Genomic DNA, 22,437 nt, shown 5'->3' on the forward strand with positions numbered 1-22,437 from the left:
GAAGGGAGCACTGACGATGAAGCTCGGACTGCAACTCGGGTACTGGGGGGCGCAGCCTCCGACGAACGTTCCGGAACTGGTCGCGGCTGCCGAGGAGGCCGGGTTCGACTCGGTGTTCTCGGCGGAGTCGTGGGGCAACGACGCGTTCGCGCCGCTGGCGTGGTGGGCGTCGGGGACCGAACGGATGCGGTTGGGCACCTCCGTGGCGCAGCTTTCCGCCCGCAGCCCCGCCGGATGCGCCATGCACGCGCTCACGATGGACCACCTCACTGGCGGCAGATTCATTCTGGGCCTGGGTGTTTCGGGTCCGCAGGTGGTTGAGGGCTGGTACGGGCAACCGTTCGCCAAGCCGCTCGCCCGCACACGCGAGTACGTGGGGATCGTGCGGGACGTGCTGGCCCGACAGGCGCCGGTGACCAACCCCGGCGTCCACTACCCGCTGCCGTACTCGGGTGCCGGCGCGCTCGGCCTGGGCAAGCCGCTCAAGCCGATCACCCACCCGCTGCGCGCCGACTTGCCCATCTGGCTGGGCGCAGAGGGGCCGAAGAACGTCGCGCTGGCGGCCGAGATCGGCGACGGCTGGCTCGCGATCTACTACTCGCCGCGACTGGCGCCGATGTACAACGAGTGGCTCGACGAGGGGTTCGCGCGCCCCGGCGCCCGGCGCAGCCGGAAGGACTTCGAGGTCGCCGCGACCTGCCAGGTGGTGATCACCGACGACCGGGCCGGTGTGATCGCCGGGATGAAGCCGATCGTCGCACTGTACGTGGGAGGCATGGGGGCGCCCGAGCTGAACTTCCACGCGCAGGTCTATCGCCGGATGGGCTACGACACGGTCGTCGAGAAGGTGATCGAGCTGTTCCAGTCCGGGCGAAAGGACGAAGCGGCGCAAGCGATCCCGGACGAGATGGTCGCCGAGACGATGATCGTCGGCACGGCCGCCGAGGTGCGCCGCGAGGTCGCCGAGTGGGAGCGCGCCGGGGTGACCATGCTGTTGGTGACCTGCCGTGACGCCGGACAGGTGCGGGCCCTCGCGGACGCGGTCCTGTAGTGAAGTCGCTCCAGGAGATCTCCGATCGGATGGAGATCGAGGACCTGCTGGTCGACTATTGCCACGCGATCGACACCCGCGACTGGTCGGCCCTCGACGCGATCTTCACCTCGGACGCGGTGATCGACTACACCGCGACCGGGGGCATCGCCGCGAAGCCGTCCGAGATCAAGGAGTTCCTGGCGACCGCACTGTCCGGGTTCGCCGGCTTCCAGCACATGATCGGGGCGAGCCGGATCCGTATCGACGGTGACAGTGCGACCGCGCGGACCATCTGCCACAACCCGATGGTGCTCGACAGCGGGTCCGGGCAGAAGCGGGTGATGTTCGTCGGCCTCTGGTACGTCGACGACCTGGTGCGCACCGAGGCCGGCTGGCGCATCACGCATCGACGAGAAGAACTGTCGTTCTTCCACAATGCGCCCGGCGGGGAAGCCTCGCAGCGATGAGAACCGGCCGGGGTGCGTCCGCAAGAGCGGCGGCCCCGGCCGGTTCCCTCACCTACCGGTGAAGTGGGGTGTGCGCTTCTCGGCGAACGAGCGCGGCCCCTCCTTGGCGTCGTCGCTCTTGAACACCTCGGCGCCGATCTCGGCCTCGATCGCGAACGCCTCCTCCTCGTGCATGCCCTCGGTGACGCGGATGGTCTTGAGGATCGCCTGCACGGCGATCGGGCCGTTCGCGGCGATCCGCTCGGCGATCTCGAGGGCCTTGGTCAGTGCCTGGCCGTCGGGGACGACGTGCCCGATCAGGCCGAGTTCCTTCGCCTCCGGCGCCGGGACCGTTCGGCCGGTGAGCAGGATCTCCGCGGCGACGGTGTACGGGATCTGCCGGACCAGCCGGACGGCCGATCCGCCGAGCGGGAACAGACCCAGCTTCGCCTCGGACACACCGAAGCGGGCGCTCTCGGCGGCGACGCGGATGTCGGTGCCCTGCAGGATCTCGGTGCCACCGGCGATGGCGGCGCCCTCGACCGCGGCGATCAGCGGCTTGGTCAGCCGGCGGCCCTTGAGCAGGGCGGGCAGCCGGGTCGGGTCGAGACTGCCCTTGGCGAACGCATCGCCGGGGGCACTGCGGTTCATCGCCTTCAGGTCCATGCCGGCGCAGAAGGTGCCGCCCGCGCCGGTGAGGATCGCGACGCGGATGTCCGGGTCCTCGTCGATCTGATCCCAGGCCTGGGTCATGATCGACATCATCTCGCCGGACAGCGCGTTGCGGGCCTCTGGACGGTTCATCGTCACGATCAGCACGTGGCCGCGCTTCTCCACCAGGCAGTGCGGCTCGCGCTGTTCGGTGGCCGACGGCGGGGCGGCGGTTTCGGACGTGGGCATCGGCGGCTCCGAACTCGTGTGAATCAGATCTCAAATTGCTCTTGCCGTGAACGGTAACACGTTCTACTTTGTGGACGTGGCCCTCAACATTGCTGACTTCGTAGAGCACTCAATAGACCTGAACCCGGACCGCCTGGCGCTGATGGACGGCACGCGCGAGTTCACCTATGCGCAGTTGGAGGAGCGGACCAACCGTCTGGCTCACTACCTGCAGGACCACGGCGTGAAGCCGGGCGACAAGGTCGGCATCTACTGCCGCAACATCGTCGAGGCCATCGAGGCGATGGTGGCCGTGTTCAAGGCCCGCGCGGTGATGGTCAACGTCAACTTCCGGTACGTCGAGAACGAGTTGCAGTACATCTTCGAGAACTCCGACATGGTCGCGCTGATCGTCGAGCGCCGCTACGTCGACAAGGTCGCCAACGTGCTGCCGCAGACCCCGCTGGTGCAGACGGTCGTGGTCGTCGACGACGAGTCGGGCCTGGACTACGCGTCCTTCGACGGCGTCGAGTACGAGCAGGCACTGTCGGAGGGGTCGCCCGCGCGCGACTTCGGCGAGCGCAGCCCCGACGACATCTTCATGCTCTACACCGGCGGCACCACCGGTATGCCCAAGGGCGTGCTCTGGCGGCACGAGGACTGGTGGCGCGTGCTCGGCGGCGGCACCAACTTCGTCACCGGTGAGCGGGTGGAAGACGAGTGGGAGCTGGCGAAGGTCGGTGCCGCCAACCCCGCGATGGTCCGGTTCCCGATCCCGCCGATGATCCACGGCGGCTCCCAGTCGGCGGTGTTCCACAGCCTGTTCGGGGGCGGAACCCTGGTGCTGCACCCTGAATTCGATGCGCACACCGTCTGGCAGCTCATCGAGCGGCACCGCATCAATCTCATCTTCATCACCGGCGACGCGATGGCGCGGCCGATGCTCGACGCGCTCAAGCAGGGCAACCCCGAAACGGGCGCGCCGTACGACCTGTCGACGCTCTATGCGATGGCTTCCAGCGCCGCGCTGTTCTCGCCGGCGATCAAGGAGGAGTTCCTCGATCTGCTGCAGAACACGATGATCACCGACTCGATCGGCTCCTCGGAGACGGGCTTCGGCGGTCTGGCCGCGATCACCAAGGGCTTCGAGCACACCGGTGGCCCGCGGGTGAAGATCGACGCGTCGACGGTCGTCCTCGACGACGACGGCAACAAGGTCGAGCCCGGCTCGGGCAAGGTCGGCCTGCTCGCCCGCAGCGGTCACATCCCGGTCGGATACTACAAGGACGAAGAGAAGACCGCGAAGACCTTCCGTGTGATCAACGGTGTGCGGTACTCGATTCCGGGCGATTATGCGACGGTCGAGGCGGACGGTACCGTGACGATGCTCGGCCGCGGGTCGGCGTCGATCAACAGCGGCGGCGAGAAGATCTACCCCGAAGAGGTCGAGGGCGCGATCAAGACTCACCCCGAAGTCTTCGATGCACTCGTGGTGGGTGTCCCCGACGAGCGGTGGGGCAACCGGGTCGCCGCGGTCGTGTCCACCCGTGACGGTGCCCGCCCCCGCCTGGCCGAGATCAATGCCGCGGCGCGCCGGGAGATCGCGGGTTACAAGGTGCCGCGCAGCCTGTGGTTCGTCGACGAGATCAAGCGCTCGTCGGCCGGCAAGCCCGACTACAAGTGGGCGAAGGCACAGACCCAGGAACGCGACGCCGACGAGCACTACGTGAGCGAGAAGGATTCCTGATGCACAACGACCTGGCCGACAGGTTCGGGATCGAATACCCGATCTTCGGCTTCACCCCGTCCGAGCATGTGGCGGCGGCGATTTCACGCGCGGGCGGCCTGGGTGTGCTCGGCTGCGTGCGGTTCAACGACGCCGACGAACTCGACGCCACGCTGAACTGGATGGACGAGAACACCGACGGCAAGCCGTACGGCATCGACGTGGTCATGCCGGCCAAGGTGCCGACCGAGGGCTCGTCCGTCGATCTCGACAAGTTGATCCCGGCCGAGCATCGTGCGTTCGTGAACCGCACCCTCGACGAGCTGGGCGTGCCGCCGCTGTCGGACGACGTCGAGCACGCCGCCGGCGTGCTGGGCTGGTTGCACTCGGTCGCGCGGGCGCAGGTCGACGTCGCCCTCAAGCATCGCCCGGCGCTCATCGCCAACGCGCTCGGCTCCCCGCCGAAGGACATCATCGACGAGGCGCACGCGGCGGGAGTTCCGGTCGCGGCGTTGGCCGGCGCGGTCGCGCATGCGCGCAGTCACGTCGAGAACGACGTCGACATCGTCATCGCCCAGGGCTACGAGGCGGGCGGTCACACCGGCGAGATCGCGTCGATGGTGCTCGTCCCCGAGATCGTCGACGCGGTAGGCGATTCCGCGACGGTGCTGGCGGCCGGCGGCATCGGCAGCGGCCGGCAGGTCGCCGCGGCGCTGAGTCTGGGCGCGAGCGGAGTGTGGATGGGGTCCTACTGGCTCACCGCTGCCGAGTACAAGCTCGGCAGCGCGTCAGGGGAGGGGCCGTCGACGATCCAGCGGGCGCTGCTGGCCGCGACGTCGTCGGACACCGTGCGCACCCGGATCTACTCCGGAAAGCCCGCGCGACTGCTCAAGACCAAGTGGACCGAGGCCTGGCAGAAGCCCGGCGCGCCGGACGCACTGCCGATGCCGCTGCAGAACCTGCTGGTCTCCGAGGCGCATCAGCGGATCGCGGCGTCGACCGATCCCGAGGTCGTGGCGATGCCTGCCGGCCAGATCGTCGGCCGGATGAACGAGATCCGCCCGGTCGCCGATTCGATGGCAGATCTGGTCGGCGAGTTCGAGCGGACCGTCGCGCGTCTGGACGGCATGAAGAAGTAACAGCCGGGCCCGGCGCAGCGTCGAGCGTGCGCCGAACCCGACACGAATCGGCCGGATCCCGTGGCAATCACGGAATCCGGCCGATTTGCGTCGGGAAGCCGTCGATCAGGCGGGCACGGCGGCCAGGTGCGCGCCGAGCCGGCGCAGCTGTTCACTGGCCGAGCCGAGCGCGAACTCGGCGTGCTTGGCGGCCAGGAAGTAGCGGTGCACCGGGTGGTCACGGTCCAGGCCGACACCGCCGTGGACGTGGATCACGGTGTGCGCCACACGGTGTCCGGCGTCCGCGGCCCAGAACTTGGCGGTGCGGATCTCCTCGTCGCCGGGCAGGCCCTCGCTCAGGCTCCACGCTGCCTGCCACATGGACAGCCGCACGCCCTTGATGTCGATGAACGCGTCGGCGAGCCGCTGTGCGACCGCCTGGAAGCTGCCGATCGGACGGTCGAACTGTTCACGCTCGCGGGCGTAGGCACTGACCAGTTCCAGCGACCGCTCGAGCGTGCCGAGCTGCTGTGCGCTCAGCCCGACCGTGCCGCGCGCGACGATCCGGTCGACGATCGCCTTGCCCGCGCCGGCGTCGCCGAGGATCCGGTCGGCCCCGAGGTGGACGCCGGTCAGTTCGACGGAGCCCTCGCTGGAGTAGTCGACGGAGATCTGCCGCTCGATGTGCACGCCCGCGTCGCCGGGCTGGACCAGGAACACGGTCACCCCGTCCGGCGTGGTGGCGGGCACGAGGATCAGGTCGGCGATCGGCGCTGCGGCGACCGTCGTCTTGAATCCGGTGAGAACCCAACCGTCCGAGGTCTTCTCGGCGGTGGTGACCGGTGCGGACGGGTCGCCGCCCGGCTCCTCGTCCAGTGCGACGGTCAGCACCGCGGCGCCGGTGGCGGCCTTGGCCGCCCACTCGCGCTGGGGCTCGTCGCCGAACTCGGCGAGCGCGTCGGCTGCCATCACGATCGACGCCAGATAGGGGACCGGGGCGAGCGTGCGCCCCAGCTCGCGCAGGATCGAGCACTGCTCGAGGATGCCCAGCCCGCCGCCGCCGACGGACTCGGGCAGTGCGGCGGAGAGCACGTCGGCGGCGGCGAGGGCCTGCCACTGCGGCCGGTCGAATCGGTCCTCGACGCCGTCGAGTTCGGTGAGTCGTTCTGTGGTGCAGAGCTTCTCGCTGATGCTCCGCGTCAGTTGGGCGAGGTCCTGCTGGGCCTCGGTGAGGGTGAAGTCCATGGATGCTCCTCCGGGTGTGTGCGGGCTCAGCGCTTGGCTGCGGGCTGGCCGAGGGCGGTCATCGCGATGATGTCGCGCTGGACCTCGTTGGTACCGCCGCCGAAGGTCAGGATCAGCGACGACCGGTGCATGCGCTCGACCCGGCCGCGCAGCAGCGTGCCCTTCGAGTCCTGCCGCAGATATGCGTTGGGGCCGAGGACCTCCATCAGCAGACGGTAGGCCTCGGTGGCGAACTCGGTGCCGTAGACCTTGCAGGCGGAGGCGTCGCCGGCGCTCGGCGCGTTCTCGACGCTCCAGGCGATCTCCCAGTTCATCAGCTTGAGGTACTCGACCTTGGCGTGCACGCGGGCCAGGTTCATCTGGACCCACTCCTGGTCGATGACCCGCCGGCCATCGCCTAGCTTGGTGTTCTGCGCCCACTCGATGACCTCGCGCAGGCAGCCCTGGATCGGCGCCGCCGACACCAGTGCGACGCGCTCGTGGTTGAGCTGGTTGGTCATCAGCGACCAGCCGCCGTTCTCCTCGCCGACGAGTGCCGACGTGGGAACGCGCACGTCCTGGTAGTAGGTCGCGCTGGTGTCGGGGCCGGCCATCGTGTGCACGGGGGTGTAGGAGAAGCCCTCGGCGGTCGTCGGCACGATGAGCATCGAGATGCCGCGGTGCTTCTTGGCATTCGGGTCGGTCCGGCAGGCCAGCCAGACGTAGTCGGCGTAGGCGATCAGCGAGGTCCACATCTTCTGACCGTTGATGACGTAGTCGTCTCCGTCGCGGACCGCGTGGGTGCGCAGACTGGCCAGGTCGGTGCCGGAACCCGGCTCGGAGTAGCCGATCGAGAAGTGCAACTCGCCCGCGGCGATCTTCGGCAGGAAGAACTTCTTCTGCTCCTCGGTTCCGAAGTGCATGATCGTCGGCGCGACCGAGTTGATCGTCAGGAACGGCACGGGCGCGCCGGCGATGGCGGCCTCGTCGGTGAAGATGAGCTGGTCGAGCGCCGAGCGTGCCTGGCCGCCGTATTCGGTCGGCCACCCCAGTGCGAGCCAGCCGTCGTGGCCCATCTCCCGCACGATGTCGCGGTAGACGGTTCCGGAGCCGTACTCGCCCGAGGTGCTGCTCAGTGCCTCGCGGCGCTCCGGCGTGATGAGTTTGGCGAAGTACGCGCGCAGTTCCTCGCGGAGTCCTTGTTGCTCCGGCGTGTACGTGATCCGCATGTGACCTCCTGGCGCTGCCCGGCGACCAGAATGGACAGTCCTGCAACGCGTTCTAGTGATGGAAGGGGGCTCGAGGGCGGTGGCGTCGAGGTCCGCGCCGCGGCGCGTGCGCGGCTGCCCGCCGTTCGCTGCTCCGATCATTGCATACGGGTGTAACGCGTTCTAGTCTTAATGCGGAATTTCCGGAGCCGCGTTTCGATGCCCGGCGAACGGTCGATCACGTTGATGGGAGTGTTCATGGAGGTCAGGGTCGACAGGGACCTGTGCGAGGCCAACGCGGTGTGCTGCGGACTGGCGCCGACGGTGTTCGAGCTGGACGACAACGAGGAGCTGCAGATCAAGGTCGAGCAGGTGCCGGCCGAGCTCGAGGCGCGGGTGCTCAAGGCGATCGACCGTTGCCCCAAGAATGCGCTGAGCGCGCACTGACATCCTTGCCTCAAACAGGAACAGGTTCTACAGTGATCCACATCATGCGCGAATTGATCTGTGCGCGAATTGATCCGAGAGGGCCTGTGACCGTTGAGCAGCAATGAAGTAGTGAGCCTGGAGGGCAAGACCGCGATCGTCACCGGCGCGGGCGCAGGGCTCGGACGGGCCGAAGCGGTCGGACTGGCACGGGCGGGCGCGTCGGTGGTGATCAACGACATCGCCGACGGCGACCATGTGGCGCAGACCCTCGCCGAGATCGAATCGGTCGGCTCGAAGGGCGCTTTCGTCGCGGGCGACGTCGGCGAGCGCTCCACCGCGGACGCGATGATGAACACCGCCCTCGAGCGCTTCGGCTCGGTGGACGTCGTCGTCAACAACGCGGGCATCTGCCGCGACAAGATGCTGTTCTCGATGAGCGACGAGGAATGGGACCTGGTGCTCAAGGTGCACCTGCGCGGCCACTTCCTGCTCAGTCGCAACGCGGCCACCTACTGGCGCAACAAGTCCAAGGAGGCGGGCGCACCGGTCTTCGGCCGCCTGATCAACACCTCCTCGGAGGCGGGCCTGCTCGGCCCCGCGGGGCAGCCCAACTACGGCGCCGCGAAGGCGGGCATCACTGCGCTGACGTTGTCGGCCGCGCGTGGCCTGTCGCGGTACGGCGTCACCGCCAACGCGATCTGCCCGCGGGCGCGGACCGACATGACGGCCGGCGTCTTCGGGGATGCTCCCGAGGGTGAGATCGATCCGCTGGCTCCCGAGCATGTCGCCAACTTGGTGTCCTACCTCGCCTCGCCGTCCGCGGCGGCGGTCAACGGGCAGGTCTTCGTGGTCTACGGGCCGATGGTCGCACTCATGGCGGCCCCGACCGTCGAGCGGCGTTTCGACGCGTCCGGAGTGAGCTGGTCGCCGGAGGCGTTGGCCGGCGAGATGGGCGGGTACTTCGCCGATCGCGATCCGGAGAAGACCTTCTCCGCGTCGCAGGCGCTCAAGCTGGACTGAGGCCGCTGCGGCCTCGGCGTTCTTCCGTGTCATCTCGCGCGATTCCACGCGCAGTCTTCAGGTACGACACCCCGCGCCCGGTGCGACCGGGCGCGGGGTGTCGTGCGACGATCATCTCGGTTTCCTGGGCCCGGATTGTGATCTACACAGTCTATTTGGCCGTGAAACTTGTATCTGTTATAGGCCGCAATCTGCGGTCTCAACTGCACTTTCTTGCATCTTTGACTCGCGAACACGTTCTAGTTACTATGGCCCGGATCACAAACCGGCGCACGGCGTCCGTGAAGTCGAACACACAACCTGTACGGTCTGAGCGGACCGCTGACGATTGGGAGGAGGGCTGGTGAAGAACCTCCTTGTCGTGCCGACTCGCGCCGTCGGTGGATTCTTCGCGTTGTCGCTGGACACCTTCCGGTTCACGTTCGCCCGGCCGTGGCAGGTACGGGAGTTCATCGAGCAGTCGTGGTTCATCGCGCGAGTGTCGATGATCCCCACGGTGCTGGTGGCCGTGCCGTTCACCGTGTTGGTCAGCTTCACGCTCAACATCCTGCTCCGGGAGATCGGCGCCGCCGACCTCAGCGGCGCGGGCGCGGCGTTCGGCACGATCAGCCAGGTGGGCCCGATGGTGACGGTGCTCATCGTCGCCGGCGCGGGTGCGACGGCGATCTGTGCGGACCTGGGTGCCAGAACGATTCGTGAAGAGATCGACGCGATGGAAGTCCTCGGCATCGACCCGGTCAAGAGACTGGTCGTGCCGCGCGTCTATGCGTCGATGATCGTGGCCCTGCTGCTCAACGCGATGGTGTCGACCATCGGCATCTTCGGTGGCTTCGTCTTCTCGGTGTTCCTCCAGGGTGTCAACCCCGGTGCGTTCGTCAACGGCATCACGCTGCTCACCCACCTGCCCGATCTGATCCTGTCCGAGGTGAAGGCCGGATTGTTCGGCCTGGTCGCCGGCCTGGTGGCCTGCTACAAGGGCCTGACCGTCAAGGGCGGACCGAAGAGTGTGGGCGACGCGGTCAACGAGACCGTCGTGTTCGCCTTCATGGCGCTGTTCGTCATCGACGTCATCCTCACCGCGGTCGGCATCAAGGTAACGGCGGGCTGACCTCATGGCATTGGCAATGAAGTTCCCGCGCACCCGGCGGCGGATTCAGCACACGTCGGACTGGGTCGACAGGCTCGGCGAGCAGGCACGCTTCTACTGGCAGGCGATCGCGCACGCGCCCCGCGCGGTCATGCACTACCGCCGCGAGACCCTGCGCCTGATCGCGGAGATCAGCATGGGCACAGGTGCGCTCGCGGTCATCGGTGGCACCGTCGTGATCGTCGGCTTCCTGACCCTGATGTCCGGCGGCGTCATCGCGATCCAGGGCTACAGCTCGCTCGGCAACATCGGTGTCGAAGCGCTGACGGGCTTCCTGTCCGCGTTCATCAACGTGCGCATCGCCGCGCCGGTCATCGCGGGTATCGGCCTGGCAGCCACTATCGGCGCCGGTTCGACCGCGCAACTCGGCGCCATGCGCGTGAGCGAGGAGATCGACGCGCTCGAGGCGATGGCGATCCACTCGGTCCGCTATCTGGTCAGCACCCGCGTGGTCGCCGGCATGATCGCCGTCATCCCGCTGTACTCGCTCGCGGTCATCGCCTCGTTCCTCGCCAGCCGGTTCGCGACCGTGCAGATCTACGGGCAGTCCGGCGGCGTGTACGACCACTACTTCTCCACGTTCCTGATCCCGACCGACATCCTCTGGTCGTTCTTCCAGGCGATCGCCATGGCGATCGTGGTGATGCTGGTGCACACGTACTACGGCTACACGGCCAGCGGCGGTCCTGCGGGAGTCGGTGTGGCCGTGGGCAATGCGGTACGAACATCACTGATCTGTGTCGTCACGGTGACACTGCTGATCTCGTTGGCCATCTACGGCACGTCCGGCAACTTCAACTTGTCGGGATAGGGGGAGACGTAGATGAGTGCACCCGCAGGTAAGCGGCAACACAACAAGCTGGCGGCCTTCATCTTGGTCGCCGGGATGGCCGGCATCGTCGCGATCGCCTTCACGATGTTCGCCGGGGGCTTCACCTCCACGGTGCCGGTCACCGTCACCGCTGACCGATCCGGCCTGGTGCTGGAGAAGGACGCGAAGGTCAAGATGCGCGGCGTCGTCGTCGGGCACGTCAAGGACGTCCGCCAGGACCTCGGCGGCGCGGTGCTCGACCTGGCGATGGATCCGTCGAAGCTCAGCCTGATCCCGTCGAACGCGAAGGTGGACATCGCCTCCACCACCGTGTTCGGCGCGAAGACCGTGAACTTCTCGGAGCCGAAGGATCCGTCCCCAGATCACCTGCAGCCGGGCGCGACCGTGGGCGCGAACAACGTCACGGTCGAGTTCAACACGCTGTTCCAGAACCTGCAGTCGGTGCTCACCGCGGTGCAACCGGAGAAGCTCAACGCGACCCTCGGCGCCATCTCGACCGCGCTGCAGGGGCAGGGCAAGCCGCTGGGCGAGACGCTGGTCAAGGCGGACAAATACCTGGCCGACATGAGCCCGAGCCTGCCGGCACTGGAGACGGACATCAGGAAGGCCGCCCGGGTCAGCGACATCTACGCCGGCGCCGCGCCGGACGTGATGAAGATCCTCGACAACGGCACCGCGTTCGGCAACACGATCACCGACGAGAAGGACAACTTCAACACGCTGCTGCTCAACGTGATCGGCTTGGCCAACACGGGCAGTGACCTGATGAACTCGAGCGGCCAGAAGCTGGTGTCGGCGACGAACCTGCTGACCCCGACGACCGGACTGGTGAGCCAGTACCACGAGGTACTGACCTGCTTCCTGGACGGTCTGAGCAACGCGTTGCCACAGGCGAACAAGGCGTTCGGTGGTTCGCAGCCGGGCCTGAACCTGGTGTCGGGCTTCCTGCTCGGTGCCCCGCCCTACAGCTACAAGACCAACCTGCCGAAGGTGAACGCCAAGAACGCGCCGAACTGCTACGGGCTGCCCTGGGTCGATCCGACCAAGAACGCCCCGTACGTGGTCACGGACTCCGGTGTGAACCCGACGGTGACCAAGCCGCGCGTGAACACCCCGTCGCTGTGGGCGTTCCTGCTCGGTCCGCCTCCTCCGGGATTCAGTTGGTGAGGACGACAATGCGCGCTACAACTATCAAACTGCTTGTCTTCGCCACCGTGATGGTGCTGATCTTCGCCGGGCTCGTCGTGGTGTTCAGCCAATACCGTTCCGGCGACACCAAGGGTTACCACGCAGTGTTCTCGGATGCCTCGGGACTCAAAAAGGGCGACAAGGTCCGGATCTCCGGGGTCGTCGTCGGCAGCGTCACCGGTGTCTCCATCAACGGGGTCGACCAGGCGGCCGTCAACTTCAACGCCGACGCCAAGTACCCACTGCTGCAGAGCACACACGCGGACGTGCGGTACGAGAACCTGACCGGCGACCGGTACCTGGAACTGACCCAGGCGCCCGGCTCGGCCAAGGAACTCGGGGCGGGCGGGACCATCCCGGCCTCGCAGACCGCACCGGCGCTCGATCTGGACGTGCTGCTCGGCGGGTTCAAGCCGCTGTTCAGCGCGCTCGACCCCGACCAGGTCAACAGGCTGGCCGCGTCGCTGCTGCAGGTGCTGCAGGGTCAGGGCAACACGTTGGTGTCGCTGCTCAGCGGCACCAGCGAGTTCACCAAGACGCTCGCCGACCGGGACCAGCTTATCGGTGAGGTCATCAACAACCTGAACACAGTGCTGGGCACCGTCGACAAGCACAACGACCAGTTCTCGGACATCATCAACAACCTGCAGCAGGTGATCAGCCAGCTGGCGGCGAGCCGGGACCCGGTGGCGAACTCGCTGACCGACATCGATCACGCGACGGGGACGTTGGCCTCGCTGCTGACCGACACCCGGCCGAACATCAAGGACGACGTCAATCAGTTGAACCGCACCATGAGTGTGCTCAACGCGGATTCGTCGCAGAAGGAACTGAACTGGGTGCTCGAGAACATGCCGGCCGCCTACCGGCAGCTGGTGCGGGTCGGTTCCTACGGATCGTTCTTCAACTTCTATGTCTGCAAGATGGCGTTCCAGTTCGACGGGCTCGGCGGCAAGCCGATGACGCTCGTGATGCATGAGCAGAAGACGGGGAGGTGTGCGCCATGAGTCGCTTGAGTCGTATCCGTGAGATGCCGCGCTTCCGCGACATGAACCCGGTTCCGATCGCGGTGGTCGGACTGGTGCTGACCTTCCTGGTCGTGCTCGCATCGCTGCAGTACGACCGGCTGCCGTTCCTCAACTCCAGCGCCACCTATCAGGCGGCCTTCACCGATGCGGCCGGGCTGGCCTCGGGTGACGACGTGGTGGTCGCCGGCATCAAGGTCGGCACGGTCCGCGGCATCGCGCTGGACGGCAATCAGGTGGTCGCCACCTTCACCGTCGACAAGGACATCAAGCTCGGCGACGACACCGCCGCCGACATCAAGACCGCCTCGCTGCTGGGCAAGCGCGAGTTGCGGGTCCGGCCCGAGGGACAGGGCAAGCTGACCAAGGACCAGGTGATCCCGACGACCCGGACCACCACTCCCTACTCGCTCAACAGCGCGCTCGGCGACCTGACCGACACGATCAGCGCGATCGACACGAAGACCGTGAACAAGTCGCTGTCGGCCTTCTCGGACTCGCTCAAGGACACGCCTCCGGAGCTGCGTTCCGCGCTCGACGGGGTCACCGCGCTCTCGGAGTCGCTGAACAAGCGCGACGAAAGCCTCAAGGAGCTGCTCAAGAACGCCAACGGCGTGACCGGGGTGCTCGCCAAGCGCAGCGACCAGCTCAACGCGCTCGTCGTCGACGGCAATTCGCTGTTCTCGCAACTCGACGACCGTAAGCAGGTGCTCAACGAGTTGATCGTCAACATCGGGGCGGTGTCCCGCCAGCTGACCGGCTTCGTGCAGGACAACGAGCAGCAGATGAAGCCGACGCTGGACAAGCTCAACAGCGTGCTGGCGATCCTGGAGAAGAACCGGGACAACATCGGCCAGTCACTCGACGGCGTGACCAAGTACGAGTACGCGCTGGGCGAGTCGGTGGGCAGTGGTCCGTACTTCCAGGCCTACGTGCAGAACCTGGTCAACCTCGGTCCCCAGGGACTACCCAACACCGATTGGCTCAAGCCGTTCCTGCGGGCCAACGCGAACAAGACACCGCCGGCGGCGAAGCCCGCGAACGGCACGGCGAAGCCGAAGCCGGCTTCCGGCAACGGTGCGGCGCCGAAGCCCGCGTCCGGTGACGGTGCGTCCGGTGGAACGGGAGGTCGCTGATGCGTAACCGCAAGAAGTTGCTGCAAGGCGGAATCGCGGCAGTGCTGGTCGTGCTGCTGGGTATCAGCATCTACTACGTCTGGCCCGGCAACCAGCAGAACAAGATCGTCGCCTATTTCCCGACCACGACCGGCATCTACAAGGGTGACGACGTGCGGGTGCTCGGGGTCAAGGTCGGGTCGATCGACTCGATCCAGCCGATGGGCACGCAGGTCAAAATGGTCATGAGCGTCGACAAGGACGTCAAGGTCCCGGCCGATGCCAACGCGATCATCGTGGCCCAGTCGCTGGTCTCGTCGCGGTTCGTGCAGTTGACCCCGACCTACAACTCCGGGCCGGCGCTCGCCGACGGCGGGACGATTCCCCTGAGCCGCACCGCGGTTCCGGTCGAGTGGGACGAGATCAAGAAGGAACTCGACAAGCTGTCGACTGCTCTCGGACCCGAGGGCGACGACCCGGGTGCGCTGAACAAGTTCATCGGTACGGCCGCGGAAAACCTGGACGGCAACGGCCAGCGCATCCGCGACACGCTCAAGCAGCTGTCGCAGACGATGAAGATCATGTCCGACGGCCGGACCGACCTGTTCTCGACGGTGCGCAACCTGCAGGCGTTCGTCAGCGCGCTGTCGGCGAGCAACGAGCAGATCGTGCAGTTCGGTGGGCACCTGGCCTCCGTGTCGCAGGTCCTGGCGAACAGCAACCAGCAGCTCGAGGGTTCGCTGAAGGACCTGAACGTGGCGGTCGCCAACGTGCAGCGCTTCGTGACGGACAACCGTGAGGGCCTGAGCAAGTCGGTGCAGCATCTGGCCGATGTGACCCAGGTGCTCGCCGACAAGAAGGGGCAGCTGGAGAAGATCCTGCACGCGGCCCCGACCTCGCTGGTCAACTTCTACAACATCTATCAGCCGGCCCAGGGCACCTTCACCGGTGCGATCGCGCTGAACAACCTGGCCAACCCGGTCGACATGATCTGCGGCGCGATGGCCGGCCAGGACGGCAAGACCGTGGACCAGGACGTGGACCTGTGCCGGCAGCAGCTCGGGCCGGTGCTGAACACCATCAAGATGAACTACCCGCCGATCGGGACGAACCCGCTCACCGGCGTCACGGCCCTGCCCAACCAGGTCGTGTACACGGATCCGAGCCTGAAGAACGTGCCGCACATCCCCGATCCGCAGTTGCCGCCCAACGGAACTCCGGCGTCGCAGGCGAACATCCAGCGGGTGCCGGCATCCGGACTGCCCGGACTGCTGGTGCCGTCAGGGGGGACGAAGTGATGAAGAGCGCCTTCGCCAAGGGCCGCCGGATCGCGCTGTGCGCCGCGGCCGTGGCCTCCACGCTGGCCATCAGCGCCTGCAACTGGAACGGGTTGAACTCGTTGCCGATGCCGGGCACGCAGGGCACCGGCGACGGCTCCTTCACCGTCACCGCGGTGATGCCGTCGGTCGGTACCCTGACGCAGAACTCGCCGGTCAAGATCCACGACGTGACGGTGGGTAGCATCCGCGACATCACGCTGGACAAGAACTGGCATGCGGTGGTCAAGGTGTCGCTGAACCCGGGCACGCAGTTGCCGGGCAACGCGACCGCGATGGTCGGTCAGGCGAGTCTGCTCGGGTCGCAATACCTCGAGCTGGCGCCGCCCGTCGGCATCGCGCCGCAGGGCACGCTCAAGGGCGGCGACCTGATCCCGCTGAACCGGTCGACCGCCGCGCCGACGACGGAGCAGACGCTGTCCTCGCTGTCGGTGGTGCTCAACGGTGGTGGGATCGCGCAGATCCACGACATCACCACGGAACTGAACGCGGCGCTGGACGGCAACCAGGGATCGATCCGAGACCTGTTGCCGCAGTTGAACAACATCGTGGGCAGTCTGGATCGGCAGCGTGGACAGATCGTCGCCGCGATGGACGGGCTCAACCGGCTCGGCGGCACCGTCGCGCAGCAGAACAACGTCCTGGACAAGGCGCTCACGGACCTCGCGCCGGCGACCGACGTACTGGCGCAGCAGAAGAAGAACCTGTCGGACGCGCTCGACAGTCTCGGGAACTTCAGCGGACTGGCCAACCAGGTGCTCACGCAGAGCCGGAGCGACCTCGAGGCGAACATCAAGAACCTCGGACCGATCCTGGATTCGCTGGCCAACGCCGGTAACGGCCTGGTGAACTCGCTCAGCGTGATCTTCACGTTCCCGTTCCCCATGCACGTGCTGTTCAACGCGCTCAAGGGCGACTACACGAACCTCTACGAGACTGCAGACCTGACGGTGAACCGGATCCAGAAGAGCATGTTCATGGGGACGCCGTTGGCGGCGAATCTCGGTGGCATGGACGGGATCATGGGCGCGTTCGGCGGCGCCAGCGGGCAGAAGGGCAATCCCTTCGAACCCAATGACCCGACGGCTGCGAAGCCCGGACAGCAGGACAACTACGGCCCGCCGGCGACAGGAGCAGGCAAATGATGCTCACTCGCTTCGTCCGCATCCAGCTGGCGATCTTCCTGGTGCTCACCATCATCGGTGTGTCGGTGATGGCGCTGAGTTACGTGCACCTGCCCGCGCTGTTCGGCGTCGGCCGCTACGAGGTGACCGTGCAGATGCCGCAGGCAGGCGGTCTGTACAAGTACGCGAACGTCGCCTACCGCGGTAACAACGTCGGCAAGGTGACCGCGGTCGACCTGACCGACAAGGGTGTGGACGCGAAGCTGTCGATCAACAGCGACGTGCACATCCCCAAGGACACGCTGGTACAGATCCGCAGTGTCTCGGCCATCGGCGAGCAGTACGTGGAGTTCCTGCCGAAGACCGACAGCAAGCCGTACCTGAAGGACGGCTCGGTCATCCCGCAGTCCGCGGTGCAGATGCCCGACGCGATCGGCCCGATCCTGGACCAGGCCAACGCGCTGCTGGCGAGCGTGCCGAAGGATCAGCTCAACACGGTCATCGACGAGTCGTTCCTGGCGTTCAACGGGGCCGGACCCGACCTGCACAAGCTGATCGAGTCGACCCACGCGTTCGTCGACGAGGCCACCAAGAGCGCCGATCCGACGAAGACCCTGCTGGCACAACTGGGCCCGCTGCTGAACACGCAGGAGGTGTCCAGCGACGCGATCCGGCAGTGGACGAAGAACCTCGCCTCGGTGACCGGGCAGCTGCGCAAGTCCGACCCGGACATCCGTTCGCTGATCGAGAAGTCGCCGGCGGCGATGCAGCAGGCGACCCAGCTGATGCAGGACATCAAGCCGACACTGCCGATCCTGCTGTCGAACCTGATCAGCGTCGGGCAGGTGGGCGTGACGTACAACGCCTCGATCCAGCAGTTGCTGGTGGTCTACCCGGCCCTGACCGCGGCGCTGCAGACGCTGGTGCAGTACTCGGCCACCCACGACAACATGCTGCCGCTCGACTTCCACCTCGAGCTCAACGCGCCGCCCGCCTGCACGACCGGCTACCTGCCGGCGGACCAGCGGCGGTCGCCGAGCGATCTGTCCGTGCCGAACACCCCGGATGGCCTGTATTGCAAGGCGCCGCAGAACGATCCGTCGGTGGTGCGTGGTGCACGTAACCTGCCGTGTATGGATCACCCGGGCAAGCGCGCCGCGACGCCCGCGGAGTGTGATGACCCGCGCGGATACGTGCCGGAGGGCACCAACCCGCCGTTCGGGCCGCCGCAGCCGGTCGCGGGTTCGGGTGCCGCCCCGGCGCAGCCGGCGTCGTCGACGACCAAGCCGACGTACGACACCGCAACCTATGACCCCGGCACGGGCCGGTACGTTGGACCTGACGGAAACATCTACGCGGATCGTGGACTGGTCCAGACCGCGTCCGGAGGCACGTCCTCCGAGAAGGGAATGTCGTGGCAGGCCATGATGACGAGCCCGACAGGGTAGTGCAGGACAGTCCGGACGCCGGTAGGTCCGACACCGGTAAGAAGACGCGGCGGCGTGCGGTCCGCAGGGCCGGTCCGCCGCCCGCGGATGCGAAGCAGTCAGCGGCAGAGGCGGCTCCGGTGAAGTCGGCTCCGGAGAAGTCTGCGGAGTCGGCCGGCGCAGCCGCGGAATCGCCCGGTGGGTCGCCGTGGCAGCGGGCCGCTTCGGCCCAGTCGGATGCGGCGCCGGTCGAGGCGCCCGCTCCGGCCGACGCGCCCGCGGTGTCGCTCGCCAAATCCGCGAGTGGGGAGTCCGGGGCGGCCGAGGCCGTGCCGGGGGAGTCGTCGCCGATGGAGTCCTTGCCGGCGGAGTCCGTCGACATCGAGGGTGCGGAAGGCGGGAATCCAGAAGGCGAGAGTCCCGACGGTGAGAGCGCAGACGGTGTGGCGAAGCCGTCGCGGATCCGCCGGATCTCCCGCGGTGCACGAGCATTCGTGTTCTCTCGTCGTGGTGGTGCGGCCGCTCTGGTGATCGTCGTGCTCGCAGTGCTGGGCACCGGCGGTTGGCTGTTGTGGGAGAACCACCAGCACAACCAGCTCGAGGCGAAACGCAACGCGTACATCGCCACGGCCACCCAGGAAGTGCTGAACACGCTCAACATCCAGAAGGACTCCGCGGATGCGGACGTCAAGCGGATCCTGGACAACGCCAGCGGCAGCTTCTACGACCAGTTCAACTCCAACCGCGATCAGTTCGTGAACATCGTCAAGGAGGCGGAGGTCAACTCGAAGGGCAACGTGATCCAGGCTGCGCTGCAGGACATCTCGGGTAACACTGCGCGCGTGCTGGTGGTCGGCTCGTCCGAGGTGACCAACAAGGCGTCGCCGCAGGCCTCTCAGCGCGACTACCGGTTGCGCGTGACGGTCACCGACGACGGCCACCGGATGACGGTGTCGGACATGGAATACGTGATGTCATGAGCGATGAGCAGCAGAAGACGGAGCAGGAATCGCCCGCGGACGGTGTGGTCGGTCCGGAAGCCGTGAACGCCGACGCCGCGAGTGCGGATGCCGTCGGCGGTGACACCGTGAGTGCCGATGACGTCGTGGTCGCCGATACCGCGCCCGCGGGCCGCAATCGTCGCAAGGTCCTCCTCGCGTCGGTCGTGGCGGTCCTGGTGCTCGCGCTCGCGGGCGGCGTGGCCTACCTCGGCTGGAACCACTACCAGGTCAACCAGGCCGAGCAGGCACGCACCGATGCCACGAGTGCGGCGAAGGCGCAGGCGGAGAAGATGTTCTCGTACGACTACGGGAACGTCGAGAAGGAGATGGCCGCCGCCAGCAACGGGCTGACCGGCGACTTCAAGAAGCAGTTCGACACCCTGGTCAAGCAACAGGTGGTGCCGGCGGCGAAGGAGAAGCAGCTCACGGTCAAGGCGATCGTGGTCGGTCAGGCACCGATCTCGACCACCCCGGACTCGGCGGTGGTGCTGTTGTTCGTCAACCAGATCGCCAACGGCAACACCGGACCCAACGCGTCGTTCACCCCGAGCCGGATCAAGATGGACATGAAGAAGGTCGACGGCAACTGGCTCGTCGGCGGGCTCGAGACCATCTAAGGACAGCTCGCACCATTCGGGCGCCTCACCCGGTTCCGTCAACGGACCGGGTGCGGCGCCCGAATGCGTCAGCGCCCGTTGCGAAGCGCGCTGAGGAACGACTGGGCCCAGCGGTCCACGTCGTAGGCGAGCACCTGGCGCCGCAGCGACCGCATCCGCCGGCGACCCTCCTCGCGGTCCTGGGTCAACGCCTCGATCATGGTGTTCTTCACACCGTCGAGATCGTGCGGGTTCACCAGATAGGCCTGGCGCAATTCCGCTGCCGCGCCGGTGAATTCGCTGAGCAGCAGGGCGCCGCCGAGGTCGCTGCGGCAGGCGACGTACTCCTTGGCCACCAGGTTCATGCCGTCGCGCAACGGGGTGACCAGCATGAGGTCGGCCGCGACGAAGAACGCGATGAGCTCGTGCCGGTCGATCGGACGGTGCAGGTAGTGCACGACCGGGTGCCCGACCTGTCCGTACTCGCCGTTGATGCGCCCGACCTGCTCCTCGATGGCGCTACGCATCCGCACGTAGTGCTCGACGCGTTCCCGGCTGGGGGTGGCCAACTGCACCATGATGTTCTGCGCGGGATCGAGCCGGTCCTCCTCGAGGAGTTCGCGGATCGCCCGCAGCCGGATGTCGATGCCCTTGGTGTAGTCGAGCCGGTCGACGCCGAGCATGATGCGCTCCGGGTTGCCCAGTTCGCGGCGGATCTCCGCGGCGCGGTTACGGACGGCCCGGCTGCGGGCGAGCTCGTCGAGACCGCTGGAGTCGATCGAGATGGGGAAGGCGCCGACGCGTACCGAGCGGAAACCGACGTTGATCTCACCGAAGCGCGAGCGGGTGCCGATCGAGGCGCGGGTGGTGTTCAAGCCCAGTAGATTGCGGGCGAGATACATGAAGTTCTCGGCCCCGCCGGGCAGGTGGAAGCCGATCAGGTCGGCGCCGAGCAGGCCCTCGATGATCTCCCGCCGCCACGGCAACTGCATGAACAGTTCCACCGGGGGGAACGGGATGTGCAGGAAGAAGCCGATGGTCACATCGGGCCGCAGCATCCGCAGCATCTTCGGGACCAGCTGGAGCTGGTAGTCCTGCACCCAGACGGTGGCGCCCTGCGCGGCGGTGGCCGCGGTGGCCTCGGCGAAGCGCCGGTTGACCTCGACATAGGTGTTCCACCAGTCGCGGTCGTACACGGGCTTGACCACCACGTCGTGGTAGAGCGGCCACAGGGTGGCGTTGGAGAAGCCCTCGTAGTAGTTCGACAGCTCTGCCGAACTCAGCGGCACCGGATGCAGCTGCAGCCCCTCCTCGACAATCGGCTCGACCTCGACGTCGGGCACGCCGGGCCAGCCCACCCAGGCGCCGCGGTTGCTACGCAGGATCGGTTCGAGGGCGGTGACCAGCCCACCGGGACTCCGCTTCCATCGGGTGCTGCCGTCTGGGAGCTTCTCGAGGTCTACGGGCAGCCGGTTGGCGACCACCACGAAGTCGGACGTGCCGGTGGGACTCACCGTCGCCGCTAGTTGATCTTGGGCGCGGGCGCGATGCCGAGCATCGACAGCAGCGTCCGGCACTCGTCGGCGTCGACGGCGTGGGCGGCGACGACGCGCTGGGCCTGTCGGGCGGTCTCGTCGGTAAGGGGTTCGAGTTCGTCGTCGGCGAGGACGTCGGCGTCGGTGGTCTTGCCAGGCATGGTGCTTCCTCCAGTGGTGTGTACTGCGACTCTAGGAGAGCACGGTCGGACTATGCCACTTGAGAGCCTCCTCCCGGCACCTGTTCCGATTCAGCTTTGGTCGCGGTGGCCAGCCAGGTGCGCATCCACGGACCGGTCCACCACATATGCCAGCCGAGGTCACGGACCCGCAGATCCCGCATGGGCGGGTCCCGGAGGGCATCGAGGTACCGGCGCGCGAAGGACAGGTCCATGATCGCCAGGGTGCCGCCGGGTCGCAGTACCCGTACCGCCTCCCGCACCGCGGTCGTGCGGTCCTGAGGGGCCGCGATGTTGTGGATCGCCAGGCTGGACACGATCAGGTCGAAGCTGTCGTCGGCGAAGGGGAGCGCCGTGATGTCGCCGGTGCACAGCTGCACCCGGTCCTCGACGCCCTCGACCTCGGCATTGTGTTCGGCCGCGGCAGGCGCGTTGCCGAACTGGTCGATGTTGTGCCACAGATCCACACCGACGGCGCGGCCGGGCGGCGCGATCCGATGGGCGAGCGCCATGAGCACCGCGCCCCGCCCGCAGCCCAGGTCGAGCACCCGGCAGCCCGGTTGCAGGTCGAGTTCGTCGAGTTGCTGTCGCCATGCCCGGCGCTTTCCGCGCAGCGAGGCGTGCAGGAACAGTGCGGCGCACACCAGCAGGGCCAGGCAGATGGCCAGCGGCGTCCACAGGGAGGCGCCCCAGCCACGCGCCACCGCGAAGGCGGCGACCACCAGAGCGACGACCGCGCCGAGTGCATAGCTCAGCGGGATCAGCGGCGCGTCGATGCCGTAGTGGCCGTGCGGGGCATGTCCATGGCCGGTGAAGCGGGCGCCTGCCGCGTTCATGGCTTCGATTGT

Annotated in this window: 22 protein-coding genes; 16 read left to right on the top strand and 6 right to left on the bottom strand. The window is 67.1% G+C overall.

The window, feature by feature from the left end; genetic code table 11:
• Window positions 1–16 precede the first annotated feature (16 nt).
• Both G4X40_RS15390 and G4X40_RS15395 read left to right on the top strand, forming a co-directional pair.
• The gene (locus tag G4X40_RS15390) at window positions 17–1,051 is read left to right on the top strand and encodes an LLM class F420-dependent oxidoreductase (RefSeq protein WP_277833710.1); all 1,035 of its coding nucleotides are present in this window, start codon (window positions 17–19) and stop codon (window positions 1,049–1,051) included.
• Window positions 1,051–1,500 carry a nuclear transport factor 2 family protein gene (locus G4X40_RS15395; RefSeq protein WP_277833711.1) on the top strand — a complete coding sequence of 150 codons (450 nt, stop codon included), beginning with the start codon at window positions 1,051–1,053 and terminating at the stop codon, window positions 1,498–1,500. Before G4X40_RS15390 ends, G4X40_RS15395 begins: the two co-directional genes overlap by 1 nt.
• Before the next feature lie 48 nt (window positions 1,501–1,548).
• On the opposite strand, the gene G4X40_RS15400 is transcribed toward G4X40_RS15395, so the two are convergent.
• On the bottom strand, window positions 1,549–2,379 hold the full coding sequence (locus G4X40_RS15400; RefSeq protein WP_277833712.1) for a crotonase/enoyl-CoA hydratase family protein: 831 nt from the start codon (window positions 2,377–2,379) through the stop codon (window positions 1,549–1,551).
• Between the two features lie 76 nt (window positions 2,380–2,455).
• On the opposite strand from G4X40_RS15400, the gene G4X40_RS15405 reads away from it, so the two are divergent.
• Both G4X40_RS15405 and G4X40_RS15410 read left to right on the top strand, forming a co-directional pair.
• The gene (locus G4X40_RS15405; RefSeq protein WP_277834152.1) at window positions 2,456–4,105 is read left to right on the top strand and encodes an acyl-CoA synthetase; all 1,650 of its coding nucleotides are present in this window, start codon (window positions 2,456–2,458) and stop codon (window positions 4,103–4,105) included.
• On the top strand, window positions 4,105–5,223 hold the full coding sequence (locus G4X40_RS15410) for an NAD(P)H-dependent flavin oxidoreductase (protein WP_277833714.1): 1,119 nt from the start codon (window positions 4,105–4,107) through the stop codon (window positions 5,221–5,223). Before G4X40_RS15405 ends, G4X40_RS15410 begins: the two co-directional genes overlap by 1 nt.
• 105 nt (window positions 5,224–5,328) lie before the next feature.
• Here G4X40_RS15410 and G4X40_RS15415 read toward each other — a convergent pair whose 3' ends face one another.
• Both G4X40_RS15415 and G4X40_RS15420 read right to left on the bottom strand, forming a co-directional pair.
• Window positions 5,329–6,447 (bottom strand): acyl-CoA dehydrogenase family protein, encoded by a 1,119-nt coding sequence (locus G4X40_RS15415; protein WP_277833715.1) that lies wholly within the window; start codon window positions 6,445–6,447, stop codon window positions 5,329–5,331.
• A gap of 26 nt (window positions 6,448–6,473) precedes the next feature.
• Window positions 6,474–7,655, bottom strand: a complete 1,182-nt coding sequence (locus G4X40_RS15420) for an acyl-CoA dehydrogenase family protein (protein ID WP_277833717.1) — start codon at window positions 7,653–7,655, stop codon at window positions 6,474–6,476.
• Window positions 7,656–7,853: 198 nt separating this feature from the next.
• On the opposite strand from G4X40_RS15420, the gene G4X40_RS15425 reads away from it, so the two are divergent.
• The 12 genes from G4X40_RS15425 to G4X40_RS15480 all read left to right on the top strand — a co-directional run bounded on the left by G4X40_RS15425 (window position 7,854) and on the right by G4X40_RS15480 (window position 19,896).
• On the top strand, window positions 7,854–8,081 hold the full coding sequence (locus G4X40_RS15425) for a ferredoxin (protein WP_408642221.1): 228 nt from the start codon (window positions 7,854–7,856) through the stop codon (window positions 8,079–8,081).
• 93 nt (window positions 8,082–8,174) lie between these two features.
• On the top strand, window positions 8,175–9,083 hold the full coding sequence (locus G4X40_RS15430; RefSeq protein ID WP_277833719.1) for a 3-oxoacyl-ACP reductase: 909 nt from the start codon (window positions 8,175–8,177) through the stop codon (window positions 9,081–9,083).
• A gap of 343 nt (window positions 9,084–9,426) precedes the next feature.
• On the top strand, window positions 9,427–10,191 hold the full coding sequence (locus G4X40_RS15435; RefSeq protein ID WP_277833721.1) for an MlaE family ABC transporter permease: 765 nt from the start codon (window positions 9,427–9,429) through the stop codon (window positions 10,189–10,191).
• Window positions 10,192–10,195: 4 nt separating this feature from the next.
• A complete protein-coding gene (locus G4X40_RS15440; protein WP_277833722.1) occupies window positions 10,196–11,041 on the top strand; it encodes an MlaE family ABC transporter permease in 846 nt (281 codons plus the stop codon).
• Between the two features lie 12 nt (window positions 11,042–11,053).
• Window positions 11,054–12,229, top strand: a complete 1,176-nt coding sequence (locus G4X40_RS15445; protein ID WP_277833723.1) for an MCE family protein — start codon at window positions 11,054–11,056, stop codon at window positions 12,227–12,229.
• Between the two features lie 8 nt (window positions 12,230–12,237).
• Window positions 12,238–13,257 (top strand): MCE family protein, encoded by a 1,020-nt coding sequence (locus G4X40_RS15450; RefSeq protein ID WP_277833725.1) that lies wholly within the window; start codon window positions 12,238–12,240, stop codon window positions 13,255–13,257.
• Window positions 13,254–14,411 (top strand): MCE family protein, encoded by a 1,158-nt coding sequence (locus G4X40_RS15455; protein WP_277833727.1) that lies wholly within the window; start codon window positions 13,254–13,256, stop codon window positions 14,409–14,411. Before G4X40_RS15450 ends, G4X40_RS15455 begins: the two co-directional genes overlap by 4 nt.
• A complete protein-coding gene (locus tag G4X40_RS15460) occupies window positions 14,411–15,688 on the top strand; it encodes an MCE family protein (protein WP_277833729.1) in 1,278 nt (425 codons plus the stop codon). Before G4X40_RS15455 ends, G4X40_RS15460 begins: the two co-directional genes overlap by 1 nt.
• On the top strand, window positions 15,688–16,872 hold the full coding sequence (locus tag G4X40_RS15465) for an MCE family protein (protein WP_277833731.1): 1,185 nt from the start codon (window positions 15,688–15,690) through the stop codon (window positions 16,870–16,872). Before G4X40_RS15460 ends, G4X40_RS15465 begins: the two co-directional genes overlap by 1 nt.
• A complete protein-coding gene (locus tag G4X40_RS15470; protein ID WP_277833733.1) occupies window positions 16,869–18,299 on the top strand; it encodes an MCE family protein in 1,431 nt (476 codons plus the stop codon). Before G4X40_RS15465 ends, G4X40_RS15470 begins: the two co-directional genes overlap by 4 nt.
• 119 nt (window positions 18,300–18,418) lie before the next feature.
• Window positions 18,419–19,258: a tetratricopeptide repeat protein gene (locus tag G4X40_RS15475; RefSeq protein WP_277833734.1), complete on the top strand. Its 840-nt coding sequence runs from the start codon at window positions 18,419–18,421 to the stop codon at window positions 19,256–19,258.
• Window positions 19,255–19,896, top strand: coding sequence for a h domain protein (locus tag G4X40_RS15480; protein ID WP_277833735.1), 642 nt, complete (start codon window positions 19,255–19,257; stop codon window positions 19,894–19,896). Before G4X40_RS15475 ends, G4X40_RS15480 begins: the two co-directional genes overlap by 4 nt.
• A 68-nt stretch (window positions 19,897–19,964) precedes the next feature.
• Here the strand turns inward: G4X40_RS15480 and G4X40_RS15485 are convergent, their stop codons facing one another.
• The 3 genes from G4X40_RS15485 to G4X40_RS15495 are packed head-to-tail and all read right to left on the bottom strand — an operon-like array spanning window position 19,965 to window position 22,425.
• Window positions 19,965–21,389: an alpha,alpha-trehalose-phosphate synthase (UDP-forming) gene (locus G4X40_RS15485; RefSeq protein ID WP_277833737.1), complete on the bottom strand. Its 1,425-nt coding sequence runs from the start codon at window positions 21,387–21,389 to the stop codon at window positions 19,965–19,967.
• An 8-nt stretch (window positions 21,390–21,397) separates the two neighbouring features.
• The gene (locus tag G4X40_RS15490) at window positions 21,398–21,571 is read right to left on the bottom strand and encodes a hypothetical protein (protein ID WP_277833739.1); all 174 of its coding nucleotides are present in this window, start codon (window positions 21,569–21,571) and stop codon (window positions 21,398–21,400) included.
• Between the two features lie 50 nt (window positions 21,572–21,621).
• Complete coding sequence (locus G4X40_RS15495) at window positions 21,622–22,425, bottom strand: class I SAM-dependent methyltransferase (RefSeq protein WP_277833741.1); 804 nt, start codon at window positions 22,423–22,425, stop codon at window positions 21,622–21,624.
• Between the last annotated feature and the right edge of the window lie 12 nt (window positions 22,426–22,437).

Origin of the sequence: Speluncibacter jeojiensis, assembly GCF_029589495.1 — a bacterium.
In the GTDB taxonomy this organism is placed as follows: domain Bacteria; phylum Actinomycetota; class Actinomycetes; order Mycobacteriales; family Mycobacteriaceae; genus Speluncibacter; species Speluncibacter jeojiensis.

Bases quoted from the DNA above. Each gene is read 5' to 3' on its own strand.
- G4X40_RS15390 (WP_277833710.1), top strand. From the start codon at position 17: ATGAAGCTCGGACTGCAACTCGGGTACTGGGGGGCGCAGCCTCCGACG.
- G4X40_RS15400 (WP_277833712.1), bottom strand. From the start codon at position 2,379: ATGCCCACGTCCGAAACCGCCGCCCCGCCGTCGGCCACCGAACAGCGC.
- G4X40_RS15410 (WP_277833714.1), top strand. From the start codon at position 4,105: ATGCACAACGACCTGGCCGACAGGTTCGGGATCGAATACCCGATCTTC.
- G4X40_RS15415 (WP_277833715.1), bottom strand. From the start codon at position 6,447: ATGGACTTCACCCTCACCGAGGCCCAGCAGGACCTCGCCCAACTGACG.
- G4X40_RS15420 (WP_277833717.1), bottom strand. From the start codon at position 7,655: ATGCGGATCACGTACACGCCGGAGCAACAAGGACTCCGCGAGGAACTG.
- G4X40_RS15425 (WP_408642221.1), top strand. From the start codon at position 7,854: ATGCCCGGCGAACGGTCGATCACGTTGATGGGAGTGTTCATGGAGGTC.
- G4X40_RS15440 (WP_277833722.1), top strand. From the start codon at position 10,196: ATGGCATTGGCAATGAAGTTCCCGCGCACCCGGCGGCGGATTCAGCAC.
- G4X40_RS15445 (WP_277833723.1), top strand. From the start codon at position 11,054: ATGAGTGCACCCGCAGGTAAGCGGCAACACAACAAGCTGGCGGCCTTC.
- G4X40_RS15450 (WP_277833725.1), top strand. From the start codon at position 12,238: ATGCGCGCTACAACTATCAAACTGCTTGTCTTCGCCACCGTGATGGTG.
- G4X40_RS15455 (WP_277833727.1), top strand. From the start codon at position 13,254: ATGAGTCGCTTGAGTCGTATCCGTGAGATGCCGCGCTTCCGCGACATG.
- G4X40_RS15460 (WP_277833729.1), top strand. From the start codon at position 14,411: ATGCGTAACCGCAAGAAGTTGCTGCAAGGCGGAATCGCGGCAGTGCTG.
- G4X40_RS15465 (WP_277833731.1), top strand. From the start codon at position 15,688: ATGAAGAGCGCCTTCGCCAAGGGCCGCCGGATCGCGCTGTGCGCCGCG.
- G4X40_RS15470 (WP_277833733.1), top strand. From the start codon at position 16,869: ATGATGCTCACTCGCTTCGTCCGCATCCAGCTGGCGATCTTCCTGGTG.
- G4X40_RS15480 (WP_277833735.1), top strand. From the start codon at position 19,255: ATGAGCGATGAGCAGCAGAAGACGGAGCAGGAATCGCCCGCGGACGGT.
- G4X40_RS15490 (WP_277833739.1), bottom strand. From the start codon at position 21,571: ATGCCTGGCAAGACCACCGACGCCGACGTCCTCGCCGACGACGAACTC.
- G4X40_RS15495 (WP_277833741.1), bottom strand. From the start codon at position 22,425: ATGAACGCGGCAGGCGCCCGCTTCACCGGCCATGGACATGCCCCGCAC.